Source organism: Undibacterium sp. Ji42W (genome assembly GCF_049340405.1).
Lineage (GTDB): Bacteria > Pseudomonadota > Gammaproteobacteria > Burkholderiales > Burkholderiaceae_D > Undibacterium.
On record NZ_JBMPOV010000009.1, the window covers coordinates 254,630 to 279,950 of the forward strand.

General features: G+C 50.6%; 18 protein-coding genes. 10 read left to right on the forward strand and 8 right to left on the reverse strand.

What is annotated here, in order from left to right; genetic code table 11:
* Window positions 1–214: 214 nt before the first annotated feature.
* From nirB to ACO0LG_RS20510, 4 genes are all read left to right on the forward strand, one after another.
* Window positions 215–2,644 (forward strand): nitrite reductase large subunit NirB, encoded by a 2,430-nt coding sequence (gene nirB, locus ACO0LG_RS20495; RefSeq protein WP_423029410.1) that lies wholly within the window; start codon window positions 215–217, stop codon window positions 2,642–2,644.
* A 24-nt stretch (window positions 2,645–2,668) separates the two neighbouring features.
* Window positions 2,669–3,013 carry a nitrite reductase small subunit NirD gene (gene nirD / locus ACO0LG_RS20500; RefSeq protein WP_423029411.1) on the forward strand — a complete coding sequence of 115 codons (345 nt, stop codon included), beginning with the start codon at window positions 2,669–2,671 and terminating at the stop codon, window positions 3,011–3,013.
* Between the two features lie 170 nt (window positions 3,014–3,183).
* Entirely contained in the window at window positions 3,184–5,961 is a 2,778-nt protein-coding gene (locus tag ACO0LG_RS20505) for a molybdopterin-dependent oxidoreductase (protein WP_423029412.1), read from the forward strand.
* Between the two features lies 1 nt (window position 5,962).
* Window positions 5,963–6,433, forward strand: coding sequence for a GNAT family N-acetyltransferase (locus ACO0LG_RS20510; protein ID WP_423029413.1), 471 nt, complete (start codon window positions 5,963–5,965; stop codon window positions 6,431–6,433).
* 4 nt (window positions 6,434–6,437) lie between these two features.
* Here ACO0LG_RS20510 and ACO0LG_RS20515 read toward each other — a convergent pair whose 3' ends face one another.
* Together ACO0LG_RS20515 and ACO0LG_RS20520 are read right to left on the reverse strand one after the other, a co-directional pair.
* The gene (locus ACO0LG_RS20515; RefSeq protein ID WP_423029414.1) at window positions 6,438–7,079 is read right to left on the reverse strand and encodes a LysE family translocator; all 642 of its coding nucleotides are present in this window, start codon (window positions 7,077–7,079) and stop codon (window positions 6,438–6,440) included.
* Between the two features lie 34 nt (window positions 7,080–7,113).
* Window positions 7,114–7,485, reverse strand: coding sequence for a GFA family protein (locus ACO0LG_RS20520; RefSeq protein WP_423029415.1), 372 nt, complete (start codon window positions 7,483–7,485; stop codon window positions 7,114–7,116).
* 359 nt (window positions 7,486–7,844) lie between these two features.
* Between ACO0LG_RS20520 and ACO0LG_RS20525 the strand changes: the two genes are divergently transcribed.
* Genes ACO0LG_RS20525 through ACO0LG_RS20545 form a run of 5 tightly spaced genes read left to right on the forward strand, consistent with a single transcriptional unit; the run spans window position 7,845 to window position 17,687 of the window.
* Window positions 7,845–9,455: a ShlB/FhaC/HecB family hemolysin secretion/activation protein gene (locus ACO0LG_RS20525; RefSeq protein WP_423029416.1), complete on the forward strand. Its 1,611-nt coding sequence runs from the start codon at window positions 7,845–7,847 to the stop codon at window positions 9,453–9,455.
* Window positions 9,456–9,466: 11 nt separating this feature from the next.
* Complete coding sequence (locus tag ACO0LG_RS20530) at window positions 9,467–11,776, forward strand: CHAT domain-containing protein (protein WP_423029417.1); 2,310 nt, start codon at window positions 9,467–9,469, stop codon at window positions 11,774–11,776.
* A complete protein-coding gene (locus ACO0LG_RS20535; protein WP_423029418.1) occupies window positions 11,773–14,946 on the forward strand; it encodes a beta strand repeat-containing protein in 3,174 nt (1,057 codons plus the stop codon). The genes ACO0LG_RS20530 and ACO0LG_RS20535 overlap by 4 nt, the downstream gene beginning before the upstream one ends.
* Window positions 14,947–14,952: 6 nt before the next feature.
* Window positions 14,953–16,791 (forward strand): CHASE2 domain-containing protein, encoded by a 1,839-nt coding sequence (locus tag ACO0LG_RS20540; RefSeq protein ID WP_423029419.1) that lies wholly within the window; start codon window positions 14,953–14,955, stop codon window positions 16,789–16,791.
* A 41-nt stretch (window positions 16,792–16,832) separates the two neighbouring features.
* A complete protein-coding gene (locus tag ACO0LG_RS20545; RefSeq protein WP_423029420.1) occupies window positions 16,833–17,687 on the forward strand; it encodes a hypothetical protein in 855 nt (284 codons plus the stop codon).
* 80 nt (window positions 17,688–17,767) lie between these two features.
* On the opposite strand, the gene ACO0LG_RS20550 is transcribed toward ACO0LG_RS20545, so the two are convergent.
* The 5 genes from ACO0LG_RS20550 to ACO0LG_RS20570 all read right to left on the reverse strand — a co-directional run bounded on the left by ACO0LG_RS20550 (window position 17,768) and on the right by ACO0LG_RS20570 (window position 21,472).
* A complete protein-coding gene (locus ACO0LG_RS20550; RefSeq protein WP_423029421.1) occupies window positions 17,768–19,063 on the reverse strand; it encodes a GAF domain-containing protein in 1,296 nt (431 codons plus the stop codon).
* A gap of 326 nt (window positions 19,064–19,389) precedes the next feature.
* Window positions 19,390–19,758 carry a hypothetical protein gene (locus ACO0LG_RS20555; protein ID WP_423029422.1) on the reverse strand — a complete coding sequence of 123 codons (369 nt, stop codon included), beginning with the start codon at window positions 19,756–19,758 and terminating at the stop codon, window positions 19,390–19,392.
* 111 nt (window positions 19,759–19,869) lie between these two features.
* On the reverse strand, window positions 19,870–20,334 hold the full coding sequence (locus tag ACO0LG_RS20560; protein ID WP_423029423.1) for a GNAT family N-acetyltransferase: 465 nt from the start codon (window positions 20,332–20,334) through the stop codon (window positions 19,870–19,872).
* Window positions 20,335–20,356: 22 nt separating this feature from the next.
* Complete coding sequence (locus tag ACO0LG_RS20565; RefSeq protein ID WP_423029424.1) at window positions 20,357–21,007, reverse strand: FMN-binding negative transcriptional regulator; 651 nt, start codon at window positions 21,005–21,007, stop codon at window positions 20,357–20,359.
* A 3-nt stretch (window positions 21,008–21,010) separates the two neighbouring features.
* Entirely contained in the window at window positions 21,011–21,472 is a 462-nt protein-coding gene (locus tag ACO0LG_RS20570; RefSeq protein WP_423029425.1) for an OsmC family protein, read from the reverse strand.
* 83 nt (window positions 21,473–21,555) lie between these two features.
* On the opposite strand from ACO0LG_RS20570, the gene ACO0LG_RS20575 reads away from it, so the two are divergent.
* Window positions 21,556–23,073, forward strand: coding sequence for a PLP-dependent aminotransferase family protein (locus tag ACO0LG_RS20575; protein WP_423029426.1), 1,518 nt, complete (start codon window positions 21,556–21,558; stop codon window positions 23,071–23,073).
* 14 nt (window positions 23,074–23,087) lie between these two features.
* Here ACO0LG_RS20575 and leuA read toward each other — a convergent pair whose 3' ends face one another.
* Entirely contained in the window at window positions 23,088–24,800 is a 1,713-nt protein-coding gene (leuA, locus tag ACO0LG_RS20580) for a 2-isopropylmalate synthase (protein WP_423029504.1), read from the reverse strand.
* Window positions 24,801–25,321: the final 521 nt, after the last annotated feature.

Here is a 25,321-nt window from a genome sequence, read left to right on the forward strand (position 1 = left end):
ATTATTTGGTTTTTATCGGGATTTTCTATTTAATTTTGTGTTTGCCCCATTTAAGATGACTTTGTTCCCGGACGTGTTTTTTTCAGTGCAAGTACCTGTGCAATAAAGCCAATCAATGGATGAATCAGCTATTGTTCAAGCAGGGAAATGATAATCTAAAGCAAACTGGCATTGCTCTTGCTTAACGCCTGAGGAGACAAGCAAAGGAGCAGCCATGAAGAAACTTAAGCTAGTGATGGTAGGGAATGGTATGGCAGGTGTGCGTACTCTGGAAGAATTAATCAAGATCGCACCCGACCTGTATGACATTACCGTATTTGGTGCAGAACCTTATGCCAATTACAACCGTATCCTGCTATCACCCGTATTGGCAGGCGAGCAAACCATTAAAGACATCATGCTCAATGATGTCGACTGGTATGAAGAAAATAATATCACGCTGCACCTCGGTAAAAAAATCACCAAAATAGATCGCCATAAGCGCATCGTGATTGCAGAAGATGGTACTCAGACTGAATACGACCGTCTGTTGCTGGCGACAGGTTCTAATCCTTTCATGCTGCCTGTACCTGGCAAAGACCTCAAGGGCGTGATTGCCTACCGCGATATCTACGACACCAATACCATGATAGACGCGGCAGAAAAGCATACGCATGCCGTTGTCATTGGCGGCGGCCTGCTGGGGCTGGAAGCCGCCAATGGCTTGAAAATGCGCGGCATGAGTGTCTCTGTCGTGCATTTACCTGGCTGGCTGATGGAGCGTCAGCTTGACCCCATTGCAGGCAAGATGTTGCAAAAATCTTTGGAAGACCGTGGTCTTCACTTTTTACTGGAAAAAAATACTGAAGCCATCATTGGCGATGATGATGGCCACGTCAAAGCCATACGCTTTACTGACGGTCTCGAAATCCCTGCGCAACTGATCGTCATGGCTGTCGGCATACGTCCTAACACGGCGCTGGCAGAATCTGCCGGCCTGTATTGCAACCGTGGCATCACCGTGAATGACACCATGCAGACTTATGATCCGCGCATTTATTCTGTGGGTGAATGCGTGAATCATCGCGGCACGGTGTACGGCCTGGTCGCACCTCTGTTTGAAATGGCCAAGGTTTGCGCCAATCACCTGGCGAATTTTGGTATAGGGCGTTACCAGGGTTCAGTCACATCCACCAAACTGAAAGTGACAGGCATAGACCTGTTTTCTGCCGGCGAATTCATGGGTGGTAAAGATACCGAAGAAATCATCTTGTCCGACCCCATAGGTGGCGTCTACAAGAAACTGGTGGTGAAAGACGACAAACTCATAGGCGCATGCCTGTATGGCGATACCGTGGATGGTAGCTGGTATTTCAAACTGCTGCGCGAAGGGAAGAACATTTCAGAAATCCGTGATTCACTGATGTTTGGCGAGTCCAACACCGGTGACGTCGGCCATGAAGGCCATACCAAGGCTGCCGCCATGCCGGATGAAGCCGAGGTCTGTGGCTGTAATGGTGTTTGCAAGGGCACCATCGTCACGGCCATCAAGGAAAAAGGCCTGTTCACACTTGACGATGTGCGCAAGCACACCAAGGCATCGGCATCCTGTGGCTCTTGTACTGGCCTGGTAGAGCAGATCATCATGTTTACTGCCGGCGGTGATTATTCGACGGCCTCAAAAGTCAAACCCATGTGCGTTTGTACTGATCATAGCCATCAGCAAGTACGTGATGCCATCAAGGCCAACAAGCTCTTGACAGTCTCTGGCGTGCAGGAATTCATGGAATGGCGCACACCTAATGGTTGTTCAAGCTGCCGCCCGGCCATCAATTATTATCTGATTTCCACATGGCCGCGTGAAGCCAAGGATGATCCGCAATCGCGCTTCATCAATGAACGGTCACATGCGAATATCCAGAAAGATGGTACTTACTCCGTCATCCCGCGTATGTGGGGTGGTGAAACCAATGCCAGCGAATTGCGCAGGATTGCTGATGTCGTTGATAAATTCAAGATACCGACAGTCAAGGTCACCGGTGGCCAGCGTATTGACTTGCTGGGCGTGAAGAAAGAAGACTTGCGCGCTGTCTGGCAAGACTTGGGCATGCCGTCCGGACTGGCTTATGCCAAGGGTTTGCGTACCGTAAAAACGTGCGTGGGCAGTGAATGGTGCCGCTTCGGTACACAAAATTCTACACTCATGGGACAGCAACTCGAACGTGAACTGGCGCGCATGTATGCGCCGCACAAGGTCAAGCTGGCCGTGTCCGGTTGCCCGCGTAATTGTGCTGAGGCAGGTATCAAGGACGTTGGTGTGATTGGTGTTGATTCTGGCTGGGAAATTTATGTGGGGGGCAATGGCGGCATCAAAACCGAAGTCGCGCAATTCCTGGTCAAGCTGAAAACCCATGAAGAAGTCATGGAATATACCGGCGCCTTCCTGCAACTGTATCGCGAAGAAGGCTGGTATCTGGAGCGCACGGTACATTATCTCGCGCGTGTCGGCCTGGACTACGTGAAGAAAATTATTCTGGAAGACCATGGCCGCCGCAAAGATTTGTATCAACATCTGTTGTTCGCACTGGAAGGTGAATCTGATCCATGGCATGAACCGGAAAAAGCCCAGGTCGATACACGTCAATTCGAACGCTTGCCAGCATAACGCTATTTTTTGAGAGGGAAAAACATGGGTCAGAATTGGCAAGTCATTTGTCGCGTGGAGGATATCCCGGTACTGGGGGCACGCGTCGTTGCGCGTGCGGCCAAGCCAGATGTCGCTATTTTCAGGAATACAGAAAACAAGGTCTTTGCTTTGCTGGATAAATGTCCGCACAAAGGTGGGCCGTTATCGCAAGGTATCGTCTTTGGTGAAAAAGTGGCCTGCCCTTTGCATAACTGGAATATAGAGTTGGTCAATGGCTGTGCGATTGCACCCGATGAAGGATGCACGCAAAAATTCAGCCTGAAAGTAGACGCAGATCAGGTATATCTGGATGCAAATGAGTTGCGTACACTTGCAATAGAGGCTTAGGGAGCAGGACATACGCAAAACCGCCCCAGCGTCGTTGCAGCTCCAGCAGTTAGTAAAATTCGGTACTAACGTACTGTCTTCGTCGCTGCGCCTTGATGGGACAATTTTGCGTAAGTCCCACAACACCACGCTGTTGAAAAATCTTATACGGCGTGTATTTAAAGGCATGTATGACTGAAACCAAATCTACCTGTTGTTATTGCGGCGTTGGTTGCGGTGTCATAATTGAAAGCGAAGGCGGGCAGGTTGCAGGGGTACGTGGTGACCCGGATCATCCCGCCAATTTTGGCCGCTTGTGCAGCAAGGGCAGTACCCTGCATCTGTCGGCAGATGTAAAGATACAGCAACAAGTCAGGGCGCTATATCCTGAAATGCGTGATCTGGTTGCAGGGCGTGAAGAAGTGCGCGGACAAGAACGTCAGCGCAGTGACTGGGATACGGTCATTGCCAGCATGGCAGGCAAATTTGCCGACACCATCAAGACACATGGCCCGGACAGTGTGGCGTTTTATATTTCCGGTCAGTTGCTGACCGAAGATTATTACGTCTTCAATAAGCTTGCAAAGGGCTTGATAGGTACCAATAATATCGATAGCAATTCGCGCCTGTGCATGTCCAGCGCAGTAGCTGGTTATAAGCAAACGCTGGGTGCCGATGCACCGCCGACCTGCTATGAAGACATAGACCTGGCAGAAGTCATTTTCATCGTCGGCTCGAACACGGCTTATGCTCATCCGATTTTATATCGACGCATTGAACAAGCGAGGGAAAAAAATCCTGCGCTGAAAGTGATCGTCGCTGATCCGCGCTGTACTGATACCGCGCGTGAAGCCGATTTATTCCTGCCTATCTTGCCGGGTACCGATGTCGCCCTCTTCAACGGTATGTTGCATCTGTGTTTGTGGGAGGATTTAATCGATCTTGCCTATATCCAGGAACATACTGAAGGTTTTGCAGAACTCAAGCAAACAGTGCGTGATTACACGCCTGCAGCAGTCGCCAAGACTTGTGGTATCAAGGAGGCTGATCTGGTACAGGCCGCGCGCTGGTTTGGACAGTCCAAAGCCAGCCTCTCGCTGTATTGCCAGGGCTTGAATCAATCTTCATCAGGGACTGCAAAAAATGCAGCCCTGATCAATTTGCATCTGGCTACCCATCAAATCGGCAAGCCGGGTGCAGGTCCGTTTTCCCTGACTGGTCAGCCCAATGCCATGGGCGGTCGTGAAGTGGGTGGCATGGCTAACCTGATGTCGGGTCACCGCGACCTTGGCAATCCCGAACACCGCGCAGAAATTGCCGCTTACTGGGGAGTCGATGACGTACCTGCTACTCCGGGAAAAACCGCAGTGGAGATGTTCGAAGCAGTCCGGCAAGGTGAGATCAAGATCATCTGGATAGTCTGTACCAATCCCGCGCAATCCATGCCTGAGCAAAACTTGATACGCGAAGCCCTGCAAAAAGCCGAGCTGGTGATTGTGCAAGAAGCCTATGCCAGCACGGCTACCGTGCCATATGCCGACATCCTTTTACCAGCCAGCACCTGGGCAGAGAAGACTGGCACTGTCACCAATTCAGAACGCCGCATATCCCGCGTGCGCCCCGTCATACCGGCACCGGGTGAAGCAAAACACGACTGGCAAATCGCCAGCCAGTTTGCACAAGCGCTGGCTCGCTTGCTGGGCAAGTCACCGACAAACTTCAAGTACGATAGCGACGAACAGGTATGGAACGAGCACCGCGACAGCACCCGTGGCCGTGACCTGGACATCACAGGTTTGTCTTACGCGATACTGGAACAGCAGGGACCACAGCAATGGCCCTATCCGGCTGGTGCCATCACTGGCAAACAACGTTTGTATGAAGATGGCATCTTCCCCACAGTCAATGGCCGTGCACGTTTCATCAACACCGCGTATCAGCCAGTCAAGGATGGTGTTGATGCACGCTATCCATTCTCATTAAATACCGGACGACTGCGTGACCAATGGCATGGCATGAGCCGTAGTGGCACCGTGGCGCAGTTGTTTGCCCATGTGGCCGAACCTGGTATCAGCATGGAAGCGACAGATATGCAAAGACGTTTCCTCAAAACAGGTGACCTCGTACATGTCAGTAGCCGCCGTGGCACGGTTATTTTGCCGGTAGTTGAAAGTGATGAGCAGCGAGCAGGTCAAGTTTTCATCGCCATGCACTGGGGTGAGGAATATGTCTCAGGCCGTGGTCACGCGCAAAATGCCAGCTATGGGGTGAATGCCCTGACATCACCGGCAATCGACCCCATTTCCAAGCAGCCAGAGCTGAAAGCTGCTGCGGTCAAGATTTTGAAAGCAGAATTGCCCTGGCGTTTTGTGGTGTTTGCATGGCTCGATAGTGACCATGCCTATAGTATCCAGGCTGCCTTGCGCCCTTATATGCGCGAGTTCGCCTATGCATCCTGCACACCATTTGGTCGCGACAAAGTGGGTGTAATTTTCCGCGCTGCCAATGAAGAAGCGGTAGCAGCTGAATTACTGGAAAAAATCGAGAAGATTTTTGGTATAAAGGGCGCGGACGTCTTGCGCTATGACGACAGGCGCCGCAGTGTTTCGCGCCATATCCTGGTAAAAGAAGGTGGTCTGGCTGCTGTGGCGCTGGCTGGCGATGTGTCTGCTGAGAGTTGGCTCAAGGACTTCCTGCAAGCACAGGAACCTGTCGCCAGGCTGGGACGCCTCTTGCTCATGCCCAGTACAACGGCACCGCAGGGTTTTGCCGCCCGTGGCAAAGTGGTGTGCAGTTGCCTGAATGTGACTGATATCGAAATCAATAAGGCGCTTGGCGATATGGAAGGGCTGCCGGCCGATATCCTGAATGGTTTGCAAATCAAACTCAAATGCGGTACGAATTGTGGTTCCTGTGTACCGGAACTCAAAAAAATGATCAGTTTTAATATCCAGGAAAAAGTCTACTAATATGAAAATTGAGAGAGTAGATCCAGCTTCAGAGGCTGCATGCAGCTTGATTGCCTTGTCTGATGCTTATATGGGAGACTTGTATCCGACAGAGAGTAATCACTTGGAAAGTGTCAGCGCACTGGCGCAGGACAATGTGATCTTTCTCGGATGCTATATCGATGAAATTTTAGCTGCTTGCGGTGCCGTCAAAATCCTGTTTGATGACGATGAGCAGTTAAGTTACGGTGAAATCAAGCGCGTGTTTGTGCCGGATGAATTTCGTGGCAGAGGTTTATCCAAGCACATCATGCGTGCGCTGGAAGATCACTTGCTGGACCAGGATATCCGCGTAGCCCGCTTGGAAACCGGTATCAGACAGCCCGAGGCGCTGGGCCTATACTTTCGCCTCGGCTATGCCGAACGGGCTGCTTTTGCTGATTATGAAGAAGATCCTTTGAGCGTCTTCATGGAAAAGATTTTATCTGCCTGAATTCTTACGCTGTCTGCCTGCGCAAACTCAACAACATCGTCCCGAAGGTAATGAAAGCCGCACCGACTACGCGGTTGATCCATTTCACAAAACGCGGCTTGACCAGTACGTGCATGGCACGCGCAGCCAGTTGCGCATACATCAGGTGGGTCAGGTAAGACAGGCCCATGAAGATCGCCATCAATGCAAAAAACTGTGGTGCCAAAGCTTCGCCCGGCGCAATGAAATGCGGGAACAAGGCTGTAAAAAACATCAGGGCTTTGGGATTGGTGGCAGCTGTCAAAAAAGCTTCAGAAAATAATTTGCGCGGACGCGGCCTGCTATCAGCTGGGCCGTTCTGCGAATCATGCGTCAATGCGCTGCTTTTTCCAAATAACTGCTTGGCACCGATATAGAACAGGTAAATTGCACCAGTGGTCTTCACGGCTGCAAATAGCATGGCTGATGAATTCAGCAAAGCACCCAGGCCCAGAAATGCGGTAGTAGAAAGGCAAAAGATACCGCATACATTGCCAAAGGCCGACCACATGACTGCACGCGCACCATAACTCGCCCCGTTTTTTAAAGATAGCAAGGTGGCCGGGCCGGGGCTGAGTATCGCAAGGCTGGCGATGGCAGTGAAGGCAAGCAGGGTTTGGGTTTGCATGGCTGATTCCTGTATTGATTAAAAAAATAGCGTTCTATGTCATCTTTGCGCCAGTGGCTTGCCGTACCGGGATACCGGCAGGGTCAAAATCCTCGAGGCAATAGACATTGATACCAAAATTGTCTGGCGTCACACGTTTGCGATGAAAAGGGTAGATGCCGCAAGTCTTGCAAAAATAATGATGGGCGGTATTGGTGTGGAATTGGTACTCGCCCAATGATTCCGTGCCTGCCAATAGCTTGAATTTGCTTTCATGTACCTTCACCATCAAGGCATTCTTGCGACGGCAAATCGAGCAATCGCACATGGTCAGCTCAGGAAAATCGGTCTCTATTTCAAAGCGCAGCGCGCCACAGTGGCAACTGCCCTGATATTTTTGCATGGGGCGCGAGCCTGTTATTTGCATTTTTGCTACTCCTGAGTCTTCGTTAAGAATCATCTTAGAGCATGGAGGCCAACGTGTACCGGTACAATTTACTGCAAGATACTGTGCTGCCACGGTCTTTTTACCATGCCAATTTTATGAGAGGTTTCATGCGTGATTCGTGAGGAATTATTCAAGCTTGCTGCAAAGCCTTGTCTGCCTGTTTCAGATGTGTCCAAATGTAAGCCATACCTTGGTATCGTTGTAATGATTTGGCAATAGACTTATCATGCCGGGTCTGCGCTGCAATACTATGCCCCTTTATTTTTCCACCACCTCATGCAAGCAATTTTTCACACTATGACCGCACATCTATATCTCAGTACTGGCGGCCAATAAGTATGTGGAATTCTATTTTTGCAAGACCTGCCATTTCAAAACCAGCGCTGATCGCCGCCTGTATTGCTTTTGCGTGGCTGAGGGCAGGCACCGCGTTCGCCAATGATTTACCTCCTGTACAAACTGTAGCCAGGGATGTGCTGGTCAGGGAGTTTCAATTCAGTGGCAACGCAGTCATCAGTACAGCAGAATTGCAGGGCATGTCGGCAGCTTATCTTGGTAAGGGTGCCACTTATGCTGATCTGGAAGAATTGCGCACCCGTATTTCGCGCCTGTATGTGGAACGTGGTTACCTCAATTCTGGCGCTGTCCTGGTCGTGGCAGAGGGCAGCGAGCCTTTTCCATCAGGCATAGTCAGCATACGTGTGATAGAAGGGCGTATTTCGGAAGTCCGGGTAAAGGGGGAAGAAAGGCTGCGGCCAGCTTATCTGCAACAGCGCTTGCTCAGGGATGACGAAGTATTCAATATGCCAGTCTTGCAAAAGCGTTTCCAGCTCTTGCTGACTGACCCACTGTTTGAAAAAATCAATAGCCGCATTATCCCCGGTGCCAAGGCAGGTACGGCGATACTGGACATTGATGTTGTGCGCGCCAAAGCCTATGGCCTGAATTTCTATGCCAATAACTACCGTGCGCCATCCATAGGCTCAGAAGTGTTGGGTATATCAGGATGGGTACGCAATCTGAGTGGCTATGGCGACTATCTGGAAGCCAGTGTCGCCCATAGCGAAGGTGCTGATCCTGTACATCTGGGCTGGACCATGCCTGTGAATAGCCGTGGCACTGCATTGAAGCTTGGTCTTGATAAAGGCAGCTCTTCTGTTGTTGGTGAATCGATGGCGGCGATCGATATCAAGAGCCGTAGTTCGGGTTATGAAATTGGCATGAGCCAGACTTTGTTGAACAGCCTGCAAAGAAAAATCGAACTCGGCCTCAGCTATAGCCAGCGCGATAGCCAGACCAGTTTATTGGGCGAGGTGTTTTCCTTCACCCCTGGTGAGCCCGATGGTTATTCAAAAACCAAAGTAGTACGCTTTTCCCAGGAATGGACAGAACGCTGGGAAACCCAGGCGCTGGCCTTGCGCAGTGTGTTTGCTTTTGGCCGCAATAATATAGATAACAGTGATACCAGCTTACAGGTACCTGATCAGCATTACCGCATCTGGACAGGGCAACTGCACTATGTCAAAAACCTCGGCAAAGCCGGTGATCAAATGATCTTGCGCGTTTCTGCGCAGCAAACACCAGACCGTTTATTGCCCATGGAAAGATTTTCAATGGGTGGCGTTGCTACTGTGCGTGGTTATAGAGAAAATGCTGTCGTACGCGACCGCGCCTGGTTGTTGAATGCGGAATACCATTACCCCTTGCCTGTGTGGCTGGAAGCGACGCACAAATTCAAGCTCATTGCCTTTACTGATCTGGCGACAGCCAGCAACCAGGGCGAGGCCGCACAAAGACTGGCCTCGATAGGTGTGGGCATGAACTGGCAATGGCAAAACTGGGCTGCCGACTTGTTCCTGGCCAGGAAACTCATTGCTCTCCCGGGACAGAACAGCGGCAACTTGCAAGACCATGGCCTGCATGCCCAATTGACGTACCATTTATTTTGAGGCGGCGGCATATGCGTAACATGTTTGCCTCACCAGCCAAATGTATCCTGATTGCCAATGTACTGGCAATGTCTGTTCACTTGTTCGCATCTGCAAACGATACCGCGCTGGATCAGGGCGTGCGTGAGTGTGCCAGCGGTAGTTATACGCAGGCATTGTCTGTCTTGCAAGCTGCTTATGCCAGGGCTGATCAGACTGCAGATAAAGTCAAGGTAGCATCTGCACTGGCGCAGACTTATATACAGACGCACCAGGCCGCCAAGGCAGAGCCTTATCTGGTATATGCCTTCGATCATGCCAGCAGTAAACTGGACAGGGCAGGTTATGCGATTGATGTTGCCAACTGGCAGCAGCAACAGGGGCATGCGGAGCAGGCGCGTTACTACTACGATACGGCACTGCAATTGGCGCCATCGGATACCGTAATTGCGATCAGTGTCGGACTGAACCGGCAAAAGCTGGAAGTAAAAAATCTGACCCCGACAGCCAGGCTGGAAAACCTGCAGGCATTATGGCAACGACTGATACAAGCAGGAGAACAGCCACAAGCTGCCCGCTATAGCCTGAATCTTGGTGTGCAAGCCAAGGCTTTGGGCGAAGAAGGGCAAAGCATGGCTTTTCAGGCATTTGATCATGCGCGCGAACTCGCGGCAAAACTGGGCCAGGCAAGATTGCAACTTGAAGCGCTGGACCAGCTTGGACAGCTTTATGAAGACGCACATCGCTACGATGACGCCCTGGCCTTGACAGACAAGGCATTGCTGGCTTCACAGGGTTTGGAAGCGCATGATCTGCTCATCAATATCGAATGGCGTCATGGCCGTATCTTGCGGGTGCAAGCAAAAAGTACAGAGGCAATCGCCGCCTATCAAAGAGCGCTTGAGCATATAGAGGCGATACGCACCGACATACCGGTAGAATATCAGGATGGCCGTTCTTCGTTCCGGGAAACGCTGGAGCCTGTGTATCTTGGGCTGGCAGATTTGCTACTGCAGACATCCGCGCAATTGGATGGTGTGCAAAAAAATACACAATTGCGTCGCGCCCGCGATGTGCTGGAATTGCTCAAGCAAACCGAATTGCAAGACTATCTGGGCGACCGCTGCGCTATTGATACTGCCAGGGCCAATCGCAAGAATAGCAAGAATGATGTGATTGCTGATGATACCGCGATACTCTATCCCATCATCCTGCCCGACCGGCTGGAGCTTTTGCTGGAAACAAACAAGGGCATGTACAGCCAAAGCATAGCTGTGTCAGCCACAAAGATGCGCGCTGACGTGCTGGATTTCGGCAATATCCTGAAAGATAATCTCTCATTCAAACCGCAGGCAAAACGTCTTTACCAAGCCTTGCTGGCACCAGTTGATACCGAATTGATGCAGCAAGGTATACGCACATTGGTTATCGTCCCAGATGGCGTATTGCGCCTTTTACCTTTTGCAGCCCTGCATGATGGCCAACAATTTGCCATAGAAAAATATGCGATCTCCGTGGTGCCAGCTCTGAGCCTGACCAACACCAGTGTGCGCAGTCGCGATGGGGCAGCATACAAAACGCTACTGGCAGGCATGAGTGAACCGGGTGCCGTGGTTGATAAACTGCCTGGTGCCATGGTCGAGCAGTTGCTGGCAGCTAATCCACAAACGGCTGCAAATGGCAGACAAGTTGCCAGAGCTGTGCTGACGCGCAGCCTGCGTAACTTCCCCAAGGCAAGCGAAGCCACTATTTTGAACAAACCAGAACAGCATCAGCAATTGCAACAAATGCTGGCTCTCGCAGGCGTTGATGAAGAAATCCGCACACTGGAAAAACTGACCAGCAGCCAGACTTTGTTGAATGCGAAATTTACCGCTGCAGCATTCAGTCAAAAAGTCAAAACAGGTGATTACCAGATCGTGCATATTGCTTCACACGGTGTGTTTGGCGGCACTGCCGACAGTACCTTTGTCATGGCGCATGATGACTTGATCACCATGGATAATCTGCAAGGTTTTTTACGGGCAGGCAGCATGAAAAACCAGGAGCTGGAATTATTGACTTTGTCGGCCTGTGAAACCGCTGAGGGTGATGACAGGGCACCACTGGGCTTGAGCGGCGCAGCTCTAAAAGCCAGGGCCAGGAGCGCACTGGGTTCATTGTGGCCAGTATCCGATGATGCGGCGACTTTGCTGATGGGCCAGTTTTATCGCCATCTGGCAGAACCTGCCACGAGCAAGGCGCAAGCTTTGCAAAAGGCACAATTGGAATTGATGAAGAATAATCAGTTCAGTCATCCATTTTATTGGGCACCATTCATCATGGTAGGGAGCTGGTTATGAAGACTAAGCGATTACATAGATTGGGCATGCTCAGGTTGAGCCTGTTGATGGCTTTTGGAAGTATCCCTGCATTTGCTTACGCCGGTGCCACCACTGATGGCACGGTGGGTGCCGTACAAAACCTCAGTGGCAATTTTGTCGTGCCGCAAAGTCTGGGGTCGACAAGAGGCGGCAACTTATTTCATAGTTTTAAAAACTTCAGTATAGAAAATGGCGAATCTGCTACCTTCACTACCACGACGGCTTTGCAAAATGTCATAGCCCGTGTCACTGGCGGTGCGGCTTCGAACATCAACGGCTTGTTAAAACTCAGTGCATCTGCAGGCAACCAGCCGCATTTTTATTTCATCAATCCTGCTGGCGTGATTGTTGGTGCAGGGGCTGCCATCGATGTACCCTCAGGTTTGCATATCAGCACAGCAGACTATGTGAAATTTATAGATGGTAATTTCTATGTCGATACCACCAAAGCCAGTACCTTGTCTGCGGCTGCACCTGAAGCTTTTGGTTTTTTGGGTAATAATTCTGCCACTCTCGAATTCAAGAATGGCGCGACAGTCAATGTCCGCCCGCAACAGGCGCTGACCTTGGCCGCTGGCGATATAACGATCAATGACGCAAGCTTGCTCGCCCCCGGCGCGGCAGTACGCGTGGCTGCAATCGGCAAGAGCAAGCTGGAAGTCGGTTTTGCTGGTGATTTTCCGGTAGCGAGCGGTAAGTTGAGTGTCATCAACGGTGGCACTATCAATACATCGGTGAGTGGCAATGTCGATGGTGCTCAGGTGCGGGTACAGGCAGGGGATATCCTTATCGATGGACAAGATGCACGCAAGCCTACTGGCATTTTTAGCAATGCCAATGATGGCGGTGCCAGGTCGGGCGATATACTTATTGCCGCTAGCAAGCAACTCATCATAGCCAATGCTGGCCGCATTTCCACTTCCAGTTTCAGTGCTGGTAATGCTGGTTCCATCCGACTTGATGCAGGTAGCGTCAGCATGGATGGTAAGGGCCAGGTAACAGGTATTTTCAGCCAGGCTAATGAGGCTTATGGCAATGCAGGCAATCTTGACATCAATGTGGCTGGCAAACTCAATATCCTGAACGGTGCCGTCATTTCGTCATCGACCTATACCTCAGGCAATGCTGGCAATGTGCGTGTGAATGCCAGCGACATCATGCTGGATGGCGCAGAGGCCAATGGCCCTTATACAGGTTTGCTCAGTACCACCAATAAAGGCTCAGGCAATGCTGGCAATGTCGAGGCCACCGCCACAGGCAAGCTCAGTATATTGAATAGCGCACAAATCTCTTCTGCTACTTATTCTGCGGGGCAGGGTGCTGATGTCAAAGCCACTGCGGCAGAATTGCTGATCAATGGCAATGGCGTCTCCACCGGCATCAACAGTATTTCTGGTGCTGCTGGCAACGCCGGTAATGTCAGTGTCAATGTTAGCGGGACCACCACGATATTTTCTGAGGGGGGTATTTCAACATCTGCATTTGATACAGGGCAGGCTGGCAAGATCAGGTTTGCTGGTAATAGCCTGAGCATTGATGGCCAGGGACTGGAAGCGGGTATCTATAGTGACGCAGGTGATTTCCGCACCGCAGCCAGCTTTCGTGGTGGTAATGGCGGTGATATTGATGTGAGTCTGACAGGTAAATTATCACTGACTGGTGGTGGGCGTATATCCACCACAACTTACACACTCGGCAATAGCGGTTCTATCAATGTGGCTGCCAACTCTGTGGCTCTTGATGGTGACGGCAGCGGCATTCTGGCAGAAACCATAGGCATGGGTAATGCGGGCAATATCACCGTCAAAACCAGCCAGGCTCTGCAAATACAAAACGGCGCCAGAATTTCTTCTGCCACTCACTTTGTTGGCAATGGCGGCAGTATCAGTATTGATGCTGCCAGTCTTGATATTGATGGCAAGAGCCTGGCGACCGGCATCTACAGTGATGCAGGCACACAGGCTCAAGGCAATGCCGGGAATGTAGCTGTCAATGTGGCAGGTAATCTGTCATTGAAGGATGGTGGTCAGATATCGTCCGCGACGACCAGTTATACCACTGGTTCGGCTGGTACCGTGAAAGTCAATGCTGCCAACATCAATCTGGATGGCAAGCTCAGCAATCCCATCAAGGACGATGAGGGGAATCCCAAGGTCTTGAGTACCGGTATCTTCAGCAGCGCCAATGCCGGTGATGAATCTACCAGCAGGTCTGTCGGCAATGCTGGTACCGTGAATGTCACTGCGGGCCAACTGCAGATGAGCAATGCAGCATTAATTTCATCGAGTGCTTATGCCAGGGGCAAGGCGGGTGAAGTCAATGTCAATGCCGGTAAAATCCGTGTGGAGAGCAATGCCATTATCAGTTCTGAAGCTGGCGCTGCATCCAGCGGTTATACAGGCAATGTCAATATCAAAGCGACAGATAGCCTGAATCTGGATCAGGGCATAATTTCAATTAGCAATGCTGCGCAGGTCAGCGCCGACAAATTGCCAGCCAAAACCTTGCTGGCAATTGTTGCTTCGGATATCACATTGCAGCGAGCGCAGATCACTGCTTCTGCCAGTGGCAATGTGGCGGCCAGTGATATCCGCCTCAACTACGCTCAGCGCCTGCTTGCAAAAAACAGTCATATCAACACCAGTGCTTTTGAAGGCAATGGCGGTGCCATTACTGTGCAGGGTAACGGCGCTTTGATACTTGAGCGCTCACAAATTACTACCTCCGTCACAGGTTTGCAGACTGGTAACGGTGGTGACATCAGCATCAATGCACCAGCTTTGATACTGCGTAGTGGCTTCGTCCAGGCAAATACCGCGGCCAAGGCTGCCAGTGGTGGTAATGTAAATATACAAGTCAACGCCACCATCGTCAGTGGCAATCAATTGTTGCTTGGCGGTGCTCCATTAAAATTTGATGGTAGTGGCAAGAATTTGATACAGGCGGCTGCACCTGATGGCGTAAACGGGGCTGTCAGATTGAGTAGTCCACAAGTTGATTTCTCTGCCAGCCTGGTGAATTTGAATGTGCAGACTTATGATTTTTCTGACCTGGCGGCAGACTTGTGCCGGTTGGGTAGTGGTAGTTCCCTGAGTCTGGTTGGAAGAGGTGGCTTATTACCGACTGCCACTGGTTTATTGAGATATTAAGGTGCCATGACCAAGTCCAGACGCCTGCAGGATTTCTTCACCCCGCGCTTGCTGCAAGTGCTGGGTTTGCTGGTGTTGCTTGTTGCGACCGCAATCTTGCTGCGTTTGCCAGCGGTCATTGCGATAGACAATAAAATTCTCGACCTGCAATTCAAATTGTCGCGTGAATACTCTCCTCAAAAAATAGCCATAGACCCTGTCGTGGTAGGGATAGACGAGGCCTTTCTTGATGAAGTCGATGAGCCACTGAGCCTGAATCATGCGCATCTGGCCAATTTTCTGAAAGCCATGAACCAGGCAGGGGCCAAGGCAGTAGGCATGGATTTGAGTTTGCCTGAAAAACGCTTTGACAGTCTCATTTCTACCCGCAAGGACGCAGTTGATTTTCACAAGATATTGCTGAGTGGCCTGCTCGACAGCATACAAAGCACACCGCTGGTTACGGCCAAAATCTGGGATTTGAAGCATGTGCATTATCGCGATATGCAGGTGGATTACGCCGCGGTACTGGGCATGCAGGGCGAACAGTTCCAGGCTGTTGCCTCGGCTGAATTTTGCCGCGATAGTGACCAGCGCATACGCCGTTTTCCGGGACGGGACTGCCAGCCTGACCGCAGTGAGCGTGGCCTGGCGACTGAAATAGCGGCCGCAGCAGGCGTACGAAAGGACTGGAATGGTCTGATCAATTACCGTCTCGGTGAGCGCTTCAGATATGTCCCGCTACAAGAAGTCTTGAAGCTTGCCGGGGAGGGTAAAAAAGAAGAATTGAAAAAACGCTTTGCAGGCAAAGTCGTCTTGCTCGGTGCAACCATGGATGCGACTGATCTGGTGGATTTGCCAGTGTCGCTGGCAGCCTGGTTGCCAGCGAATGATCCTAATCCTGGTGTGCTGGCTCATGCACAGTTATTGCGCAGCATACTGAATCAGCGTTTATTGCAGCAGGCTGGCACGCTCAGTCTGTTTGCTTTGTGTACCTTGTTTGCCCTGTTCTGGCTGGGTCGCAGCATACGACTTAAAGTGCTGGTGTTTGCAGTGGCGACTGTGGGCCTGTTCGCAGCCAGCGGCATCGCTATGCAATATGATGTGTGGTTGCCGCCAACGGCAGTTTTTCTGACCGGCTTGCTGGCCCTGGGCAGTAGTAGTATATGGCAAGCCTGGCAGCATTACATCGACAAGCAAAGGCTGAGCAAGGCTTTTTCTGGCCGTGTCAGCCCGGCGGTCATGCAGGAAATTGTTGAGGGGCGTATAGACCAGACTTCACAAAGCAGGCGTTTACATGTTTGTGTTCTGTTTTCAGATATCCGTAGTTTCACCACTTTGTGTGAACATGCACAGGCAGAGGATGTGGTCAGTCTCTTGAATCGCTATTTTGCCGTCATGAGCAAGATCGTGCATGAACATGGCGGTACCATAGACAAGTTTATTGGTGACGGCATGATGGCATTTTTTGGCGCACCCAAGCGACTCGACAATCCAGCACAAAATGCCTTCAATGCCGCGCAGGCGATGTTGGCTGCATTGGATACATTGAACCTGGAATTCGCGGCAGAAGGCAAGCCTGCATTGCAGATAGGGATAGGCCTGCATGCGGGCGATGCAGTCATTGGCCAGGTCGGTTCAGCAGAGCGGCACGAATATACGGCCATAGGTGATACCGTCAACACCGCAGCAAGGATAGAGGGCTTGTGCAAGGACGTGGGTTATCCTGTCGTCTGTTCGGAGGCCGTGCTTGCCAGCGTGGCAGAAGCTGACACGCTGACTGCGCTTGGCGATAAAAACCTCAAGGGACGTTCTGCCATTGCCGTATGGGGCTGGCAGCCGGTATCTGCGGTTACTGAAATTTAAATGCCGCAATTTAATTGATGGATGTGATGATGAAAAAAAGTATGAGTGGATTGAGAACGTATCTGGCCATCATAGTCAGTCTCGTCGCAGTGATGACTTGCAGCCTGGTGCGTGCTGAAGCTGCCCTTGGCATGGTGCTGGATGTGCAGGGCAATGGCAAGATGGAAGTCAATGGCACGACATCCAAACTGCAATTGCTGGCTTACCTGCAACCGAAAATGCAAATTACACTGGAGGCCGGTGCCAAGGCTTCGTTGTCCTTATATGCGACACGCTCAGTGTACCAACTGGCTGGCCCTGCGACGGTGACGATAGAAAAAGACGGGGTCACCAGCCTTCAAGGGCAAAAAGCAGTCGTCCGGCCCATGGCAGAAAAACTGGTGCGAGCGGCGGAAACCAGTAATGTGATTGCTGGTGCCGTGCGCATGCGTCAGGTGCCACCGCGCATCGTTACCGTCACGCCCGAAAACAATTCTTTACTACTGGGCCAGCGTCCTGCATTTAACTGGATTTCTGCTGAAGCGGCAGAATTTGACATCAGTATTGCTGACATGGATGAGAAACTCATCGTCAGCGAAAAGACCAAAGAAAATAACTGGCAGTTGCCGGAGAAAATAAAGCTGGAAGAAGGCGCAATTTACCGCTGGCAAGTCACTTATATTTCAACTAAAGATGGCAAGACATATACTGCCAGAGCTGAATTCAAAATGGCCAGCAAAGCGGAATTCACTAGCCTGAATGAATTGAAGCCGGAAGACAATGCAGGCATTGAAGACTGGGTGATGTATGCAGCCATGCTGCAAAGCAAACGTGCTTTTGGCGAAGCCAGGCAAGCCTGGCAACAGATCGCCAGGCAGCGGCCAGACTTGCAAAAACTGTCCGAAGCTGCACCTTAGATTCGCTATTTATAAAATGAACTCTAAGAAAAAACGCCACGCTCCTCAAAGAGCGTGGCGTTTTACCTAAGCGATGCATTTTATGCGGCCGTATTCATGCCGGTATCAAGAAAATCGACATGGAAATCAACAATCACCTGACCTGCGATACGCTGGACAGAGCCATCCTTGTGCATGCGACTTACTGTTTTGTCTTCGCGCGAGCGTACATCAATCTGGAATTCAGGATGACTCTTGGCAAAGGCATCCTGTATGGTTTCCCTGACTTGTGCGATCAAGGCTTTTTCTGAGGCAGAGACAGTATCAATTGCATCCTGCGCCGTTTGTTCGGCAGCGGCGACAGCAGTTTCATTATCACCGAAGAACTGATCTACCGTTTGCCTGAATTCTCTTTGAGTTGTTACAACATACTGTATTTTAGCGATAGGGAACAGGCTATGCACAATGCGCGACGCCATGACACGTTCAGGGTCAGTCGTCATGACGGTCAGGCTGTCTGCATTTTCTTCGAGTATGACCCAGTGATGATCTTCTACATAAGCGCGCTTGAAGTTTTTGAGGGCATCCGGGCGGGCACGGTCAGCTTTGTAAGGCTGGTATTCACATTCAAAGAATGTCGCCAGTGAATTGCCTATATCTGTCAGGTTGACTTCAAATTCGTCAATGAGGATTTCTTCCACATCCACACCTTTGCGGCGTGCCGCACGCGCAGCAAGGCCCAGTTCAGGTATCGACAGTATTGATGATTTGATCAGTGAATCAAACTTGGTATGAATAACTTGTGGCGACATCAGACGCTGGGCGAAAGCCACAGCCAGGGTATTTCGCAGGTATTTGAAACCTTCTTCCAGCAAGGGCGGGAACTGGCAATCATTGCGGTTATTGATCAGTTGCAGTACGCCCAGCAATTCATTGCTTTGCTCATGGATCAGCGGGCCGACCAGCATGTGCTTGGTGCGAAAGCCAGTGCGTTGATCAACACGGCGCAAAAATTCCAGCTTGGGTGAGTGCTTTCTGAGTTCAGTCTCGTCATACACATTCAGAATATTGACAGTCTGCTTGCTCATGGCGACAAAGCCAGCCACGCTTTTTTCAGAGATAGGCAGCGCAAAATCCTTGAATGAGGTCAAGCCAGTCTTGACCTTGGATTCGATGGCATTTTTTTTATAATTGACCGAATACAGCGTCAGGCGTTCACAATCAAACAGATTGCAGATTTCCTGGGACAGATCAAGCATGATTTGCTCGATATTACTGGTCGAATGGATGGCATTCGTAATGTTTTGCAAATTCTTGAAGAAATGTAAGCGGGCATGTACGTCCTCTTTATCATAGACATCATACTTATCTTGCTGGACACGGCGTACAAAACTCATAAATTTGCTTTCATCGATGGGAATTCAATCCCGACTATTTTGCCACAGCCGGGCTATATCGTCATTGCGACACTGATAAGCTTCAGCGAGTTTTTTGTAAAAGCCTGTACCGACAATTGCCTTCGGGAAAATGTCCGTCTTATTTTATGGCTATTTTCATAAAGAAGGGGGCATTTCTGCTCACCTTTGTCTGAATATTAATTACCAGATTGTGATGCTCCTTTACAGAAATTGAATTTGACCAGTTTGGTCAGGCAGATGCTCCCATTTTCCTGAAGTTCAGAGGGTTTAGAGAAACTTATACCGCAGAACGGCAAATTTTATGATTAAAAGATGCCAGGCAACTGACTCGCCAAACCAACCATGCTGATGGCCAGCACTATTATTGGCTTGATTGCCGGAATAGGAAAGCGGGGATGTCCAGGTCTGGCAGGTGGCACGACCATCCATAAGCTATCCGGCAAGGGGCGATAACGCATCAGGTCGCCCCGCCATTGCACCAGATATTGTTGTGATTGATACCAGTATTCCAGCTCGGCATGCAGCCAGCCAGTGGTAAAGCCCTCATCCTTGCCAGTGATTTCCTCTCTGCTGCTGAGTACCCGCACCTGTACTTTGGGCCAAAGGGCGATTTGTAATAATCTCGACCCGTAGGCCATGCCAAGTACACATACGAGCAGGAAAATCAGTTTCATAAAAAGAGCAGCGCGAATAGAGATGTTTAATGGGAAGAGATATATTGCCTACCCGCGCTGGTCTTGTAAATGAATGAATTGCTTCATTTACTTACTTATTTGCATATTTATTTATGCTGCCAGGATTTTTTTATAGAGTATAAATCCCGACCGGTCTGCCACCTGACGATATAGCTTTTGGGCCGTTTCATTGGTTTCATGGGTTCCCCAGTAGACAACTGTAGAACCAGCCAGCTTTGCCTGTTCATACACGGCCTCTATCAATGCCCGCCCCACACCCTGGCCACGCTTATCAGTGCTGGTGAACAGGTCATTCAGATAGCAACTGGCTTCGATACGGCTGGTGGTCCTGTGGTACAGGTAATGTGCCAGTCCTACCAGTTGCCCATCCTGCTCAGCCACTAGAGCGTGTACCGGTTCATAGACGTCAAAAAACCTGTCCCAGGTTCTGAGCGTCACTGCTTCTGGCAAGGCATTTGGGCCGGTGCGTTCATAGAACTGGTTATAGCCCTCCCATAGCACAGACCAGTTGGCGAAATCTTCTTCGGTGATGGCACGGACTACGACTTTACTCATTTCTTTTCCTTATCATTTTGTTTTATTCGGTTTCAAACAATTGCTGCTCCATGACATTTGCCAATGCGTGCGAGGCTGGGTCATGTTGTCCGCGCAATCCATCCACCATACTCACCCTGTCCTGCGTGCTTTTGTTCTGGCTGGCTTTCCATTTGCCACTGATGCGACGCACCGGGATTTCTATGCCGACTATCATGTCCATCATGCGGTCTACATATTCTGCAGGAGCATCGCTGACTCTCCATGGCTGGTCGAACTTGTACTCAAAGTTATCGCTAAGGTCGTTAAGCAGACTTAAAAATTCCTGCCTGTCTTCGACGAGGCGCATGGGTCCATGGGCATGCACAACCGCATAGTTATAGGTGGGTACGACGGCACCGCTGCGCTGCTTTTCTTCATACCAGCGCGGGCTGATATAGGCTTGCGCGCCCTGGAAAATCAATAGCGCATCCTGACCTGAACCGGCATTTCTCCACACCGGATTATTGCGTGCTACATGACCGCGCAAGACACCATATGGTGCATCTGCCGCTGGTGGCGAGATAATGAAGGGAATATGATTCGCCTCCAGTTCACCATCCTGCAAGCTGACCAGCGCAGCCAGTGGGTGAGCCTGTATCAGGGCGTGCAAGACTTCAATACGTTCTTCAGAAAAATGACCGGGCATATACATGTCTTATTCGATTTCTATGATGACTTCAGCATGGATGGAGTTGGCGATATAGCAGTGTTCATGCGCCATATGATGCAGTTCTTCACGTTCCTGCAAATTGGGGTGCTTGTCACCACTATAGCTTTCCTGGGGGCGCAGGTGGATACGGGTAATGGCTTGCTTGCCCTTGGCATTTTTATCCATGATGCCTATCGCCAGGTCGCGGTATTGATCCACCACATAGCCGCGTTGACCAACGAAGAATAAATAAAACAGCATGTGGCAAGATGCTAGTGCCGCGACGAGGGCCTCTTCCGGATCGACATTTTTTTCTTCCGACATCGGTACCGGGACGGATAAAGGGGATGAAGATGCCGGCACCACCAGACCGCCATCAAATTCCCATGCATGTGCACGACTGTAACGATTGTCGCTAAACGCCTGTTCACCACGGTCCCATAAGATTTTTGCCTGATATTGATGCATTTGATACTCCTCTGCCATGAATTTGCGTTAATCTTATGCCTGGTATTGGCTATTGAAAAGTACCAATTTTATAAAAAATAAGAATGCCAATTTTGATGAGCGTGCATATTTCTCAAATGATTGCCGGGATTGCCCTGGACAGGCAAGGCAGCCAGCCCTTGTACAGACAGTTGTACGCTGAAATACGAAAAAGTATATTGGCTGGCCAGATGCTGCCTGGTATGCAATTGCCACCCAGCCGCGCGTTTTGCCAGGTGTTGAATATTTCCCGGCAAACGGTTTTGAATGCTTACGATCAATTGCTGGCAGAAGGGTATTTGCGTGGCTCAGTTGGGCAAGGGACTTTTGTGAATGAAGATTTACCTGCGATTGCAGAACGTGGCAAAGCGACGATCAGCGATATACCAGCGGCACAATTACTGGACAGGATTTCAAGACGTGGACGACAGCATATAGACCCACGCGGCAGCACACGCTTTCATCAAGGCAGTGTAAGAGCATTCAGGGTCAGCATGCCTGACCTGGATTTATTCCCATTTGATATATGGGCGCGGCTGGAAGCGCGTCATTGCCGCCATCCCAAAGGACAACTGGGTTATGGCGATCCTGCCGGTCATCTGGCTTTGCGTGAATTGCTGGCGGTGTATCTGAAGGCAGCGCGTGGGGTGAACTGCGCGCCAGAACAAATCCTGATCACATCCGGCTCCCAGCAGGCCTTGTATTTACTGAGTACCATGTTGCTGGACCCGGGTGAGAAGGCTGTTGTGGAATATCCTTGCTACCGCGGCACGACAGCCGCCCTGCATGCATCGCAAGCGGATATCTGTGCTGTACCTGTTGATGACGAAGGCATGGATGTCGAATACGCAGCGATGCATTATCCAGATGCCAAGATCGCCTTCGTCACACCTTCCCACCAGATGCCCTTGGGTATGACCATGAGCCTGCAAAGACGCATGGCCTTGCTTGAGTGGGCGCAGGCAAATGCAGTATGGATAGTCGAAGATGACTATGACAGTGAATACCGTTTTGGCAGTTCACCACTGGCATCCTTGCAAAGCCTGGATACACATCAGAGTGTCATTTATGTAGGCACTTTGTCCAAGGTTCTTTTCCCTGGCTTGAGGCTCGGTTACCTGGTACTACCAGAAAAATTACTCGAACCCATGATACAAGCCAAGGCAGTCATTGATAAACATACCAGTATCATGCCGCAAATGACACTGGCCGACTTTATTGCGGAAGGCCATTTCGGCAGGCACATCAAACGCACCAGAAAAGTCTATGCCGACCGCCAGGCTTGCCTGATCGATTGCCTGGAAAAGGAATTGGGAGATGAATTGATCTGTGGAGCGCAAGACGGAGGGCTTGATCTGGCTGTGTATTTCAAGCAGGTTGACGATGAAGAGCAGATCATAGAAGCAGGACAAAAAATAGGGCTGGAATTGCGTGGGCTGGGGCATTATGCTGATGTGCCCGGAAAATTGGACAGACCGGCAGAAAGTCCTGGCGGCCTGTTATTGGGTTTTGCTTCACTGGATTGTGCAGAGATAGAGCGCAGCGTCAGCAAACTGGCTACGCTCTTCAAAGCCGCTCATTAGCGATCCGGCAGCGATCAGGCGGCGATCATCTGCATTACCGTATCTGCGTTTGCATGGCGGTTAATCACGCTGATGATGGCGCGCATGCTGGCCGTTGCAGCATCATCTGCAATGCCCGCACCATGCTGACTGCCACCATCATTGACGCGTGCTTCGATGATACTGATGTACTGCGAGCGACCATGCTGCGTCACCTGCTGTTCTTGTTTGTCGATGATTCTGACTTGATATCCAAGGGCCTGGCAGGCATTGAGCTGTGCTTCAACAATACCATGACCTGTACCCTGGATAGCTTGTGGCTGTCCATGGTGCAGCAGATCGACATGCAAGGATACTTGTGCCGGATCGGATGGTGATGTCCTGTGATGCAGGACGGGGTTTGCATGATGAGCTTGATAACTGATGGGTGTTGCTGGTGCCAGATAGCTGTCGCTGAAAATCTGGTGTATCTGTTGTGCTGTCATTTCCTTGCCGCTGTCGTCGGCCACCGCTTGCACGACACGACTGAATTCAATTTGCATGCGCCTTGGCATGCTGATGCCATATTCCTGTTCCAGCAAAAATGCCATGCCGCCTTTGCCAGACTGGCTGTTGACGCGTATCACGGCGTCATAATTGCGGCCAAGGTCAGCCGGGTCTATCGGCAAGTAAGGCACTTCCCATATCGCGTCTTTTTGTTGCTGGGCAAAGCCTTTTTTGATCGCATCCTGGTGTGAGCCAGAAAATGCGGTGAAGACGAGATCGCCGACATAAGGGTGACGTGGATGTACAGGCAATTGATTGCATTCTTCCACACATTGCCTGACGCTATCGATATCAGAAAAATCCAGGCCAGGGTCAACGCCCTGGGTATACAAATTCAAGGCCAGTGTGACGAGATCGACATTGCCAGTACGTTCGCCATTTCCAAACAGGCAGCCTTCAACCCTGTCTGCACCGGCCATGACAGCAAGCTCGGCTGCGGCGACTGCCGTGCCCCTGTCATTGTGCGGATGCACGCTGAGGATGATGGCGTCGCGTTGCACCAGATTCCTGTCCATCCATTCGATCTGGTCGGCATACACATTCGGTGTCGCGCATTCGACGGTGGTTGGCAAGTTGATGATCATCTTGCGTTCAACGGTGGGCTGCCAGATTGCGGCAACGGCATCACACACCTCTTTGGAAAAATCCAGTTCTGCCATGCTGAAGGTCTCTGGTGAATATTCAAATACCCATTCAGTCTCAGGCATCGCATCGGTAAGTTGCTTAATGAGGCGGGTACCATCAGTGGCGATCTGTTTGACTTCTTCACGCGATTTACCAAATACGATACGGCGGAAAGCCGGTGCTATCGGGTTATACAAATGCACGATCGCCCGTTTTGCGCCACGTACGGAATCGATGGTGCGGCGTATCAGGTCTTCACGGGATTGCGTCAATACTTCTATCGTTACGTCATCTGGTATACGTTGTTCTTCGATGAGTTTGCGGACAAAGGCAAAATCAGTTTCTGATGCAGAAGGGAAGGCTACTTCAATTTCTTTCAAACCTATCTTCACCAGCATTTCAAAGAACCTGAGTTTTTTCTTGGCATCCATGGGTTCTATCAGCGCCTGGTTACCATCACGCAAATCCGTACTCATCCATATCGGTGCTTTCGTGATGCTACGGCTGGGCCATTGCCTGTCATGTAAAGCGATAGTCGGGAAGGCTTGATATTTTTTAGCTGGATTACTCATCATGATGTTCTTTCCTTGGGCTGGCACAGTGCCTCAGCAAGGCGCTGATATTTTCAATTTGTTGAATGGATAGTAATGTGGCGGTGCTAAGCTAACTGGCTGCCACAGAGATACGCGAGGCCGGTTAACCGATCAGTAGTCGTAGCGCTAGCAGTCCGTAACGACGTTGCAGCGCAGACTCTGGACGGGCAAAGCCAGACATGACGCTGATTACGCCTGCTGAATTCTTTGCTGATGTGCCTGATGGTGTCATGCTGTTTTTCCTGATGTCAGGAAGCCTGTGCTGGGTACTACTGGGGTATAAAGGTAATTTTTGATACTGGTGTTTTAATCTGGCAGGTATGCCAATTAAAACTGGACAAGCTGCTTACTTATAGTAGCGAGCTTGCTAGAGATGGTAGTAGAACTAGAGAGGCAGACACAGACGACAGCGCTGCTTGCAGCTTGGCGCTGGCAGCAGTTTTTCTTGCAAATGTCGATGTCAAAAAAGAGTTCATGCAATTACTGTAAAAGATTTTGCCGGTACA

What these genes read in the sequence shown, in the direction of transcription:
- ACO0LG_RS20570 (WP_423029425.1), bottom strand. Translation starts at nt 21,472, where the DNA reads ATGCATCAATATCAGGCAAAAATCTTATGGGACCGTGGTGAACAGGCG.
- ACO0LG_RS20550 (WP_423029421.1), bottom strand. Translation starts at nt 19,063, where the DNA reads ATGAGTTTTGTACGCCGTGTCCAGCAAGATAAGTATGATGTCTATGAT.
- ACO0LG_RS20510 (WP_423029413.1), top strand. Translation starts at nt 5,963, where the DNA reads ATGAAAATTGAGAGAGTAGATCCAGCTTCAGAGGCTGCATGCAGCTTG.
- ACO0LG_RS20515 (WP_423029414.1), bottom strand. Translation starts at nt 7,079, where the DNA reads ATGCAAACCCAAACCCTGCTTGCCTTCACTGCCATCGCCAGCCTTGCG.
- ACO0LG_RS20560 (WP_423029423.1), bottom strand. Translation starts at nt 20,334, where the DNA reads ATGAGTAAAGTCGTAGTCCGTGCCATCACCGAAGAAGATTTCGCCAAC.
- ACO0LG_RS20530 (WP_423029417.1), top strand. Translation starts at nt 9,467, where the DNA reads ATGCGTAACATGTTTGCCTCACCAGCCAAATGTATCCTGATTGCCAAT.
- ACO0LG_RS20535 (WP_423029418.1), top strand. Translation starts at nt 11,773, where the DNA reads ATGAAGACTAAGCGATTACATAGATTGGGCATGCTCAGGTTGAGCCTG.
- ACO0LG_RS20505 (WP_423029412.1), top strand. Translation starts at nt 3,184, where the DNA reads ATGACTGAAACCAAATCTACCTGTTGTTATTGCGGCGTTGGTTGCGGT.
- ACO0LG_RS20555 (WP_423029422.1), bottom strand. Translation starts at nt 19,758, where the DNA reads ATGAAACTGATTTTCCTGCTCGTATGTGTACTTGGCATGGCCTACGGG.
- nirD (WP_423029411.1), top strand. Translation starts at nt 2,669, where the DNA reads ATGGGTCAGAATTGGCAAGTCATTTGTCGCGTGGAGGATATCCCGGTA.
- ACO0LG_RS20575 (WP_423029426.1), top strand. Translation starts at nt 21,556, where the DNA reads ATGCCAATTTTGATGAGCGTGCATATTTCTCAAATGATTGCCGGGATT.
- ACO0LG_RS20565 (WP_423029424.1), bottom strand. Translation starts at nt 21,007, where the DNA reads ATGTATATGCCCGGTCATTTTTCTGAAGAACGTATTGAAGTCTTGCAC.
- nirB (WP_423029410.1), top strand. Translation starts at nt 215, where the DNA reads ATGAAGAAACTTAAGCTAGTGATGGTAGGGAATGGTATGGCAGGTGTG.
- ACO0LG_RS20525 (WP_423029416.1), top strand. Translation starts at nt 7,845, where the DNA reads ATGTGGAATTCTATTTTTGCAAGACCTGCCATTTCAAAACCAGCGCTG.
- ACO0LG_RS20540 (WP_423029419.1), top strand. Translation starts at nt 14,953, where the DNA reads ATGACCAAGTCCAGACGCCTGCAGGATTTCTTCACCCCGCGCTTGCTG.
- ACO0LG_RS20520 (WP_423029415.1), bottom strand. Translation starts at nt 7,485, where the DNA reads ATGCAAATAACAGGCTCGCGCCCCATGCAAAAATATCAGGGCAGTTGC.
- ACO0LG_RS20545 (WP_423029420.1), top strand. Translation starts at nt 16,833, where the DNA reads ATGAGTGGATTGAGAACGTATCTGGCCATCATAGTCAGTCTCGTCGCA.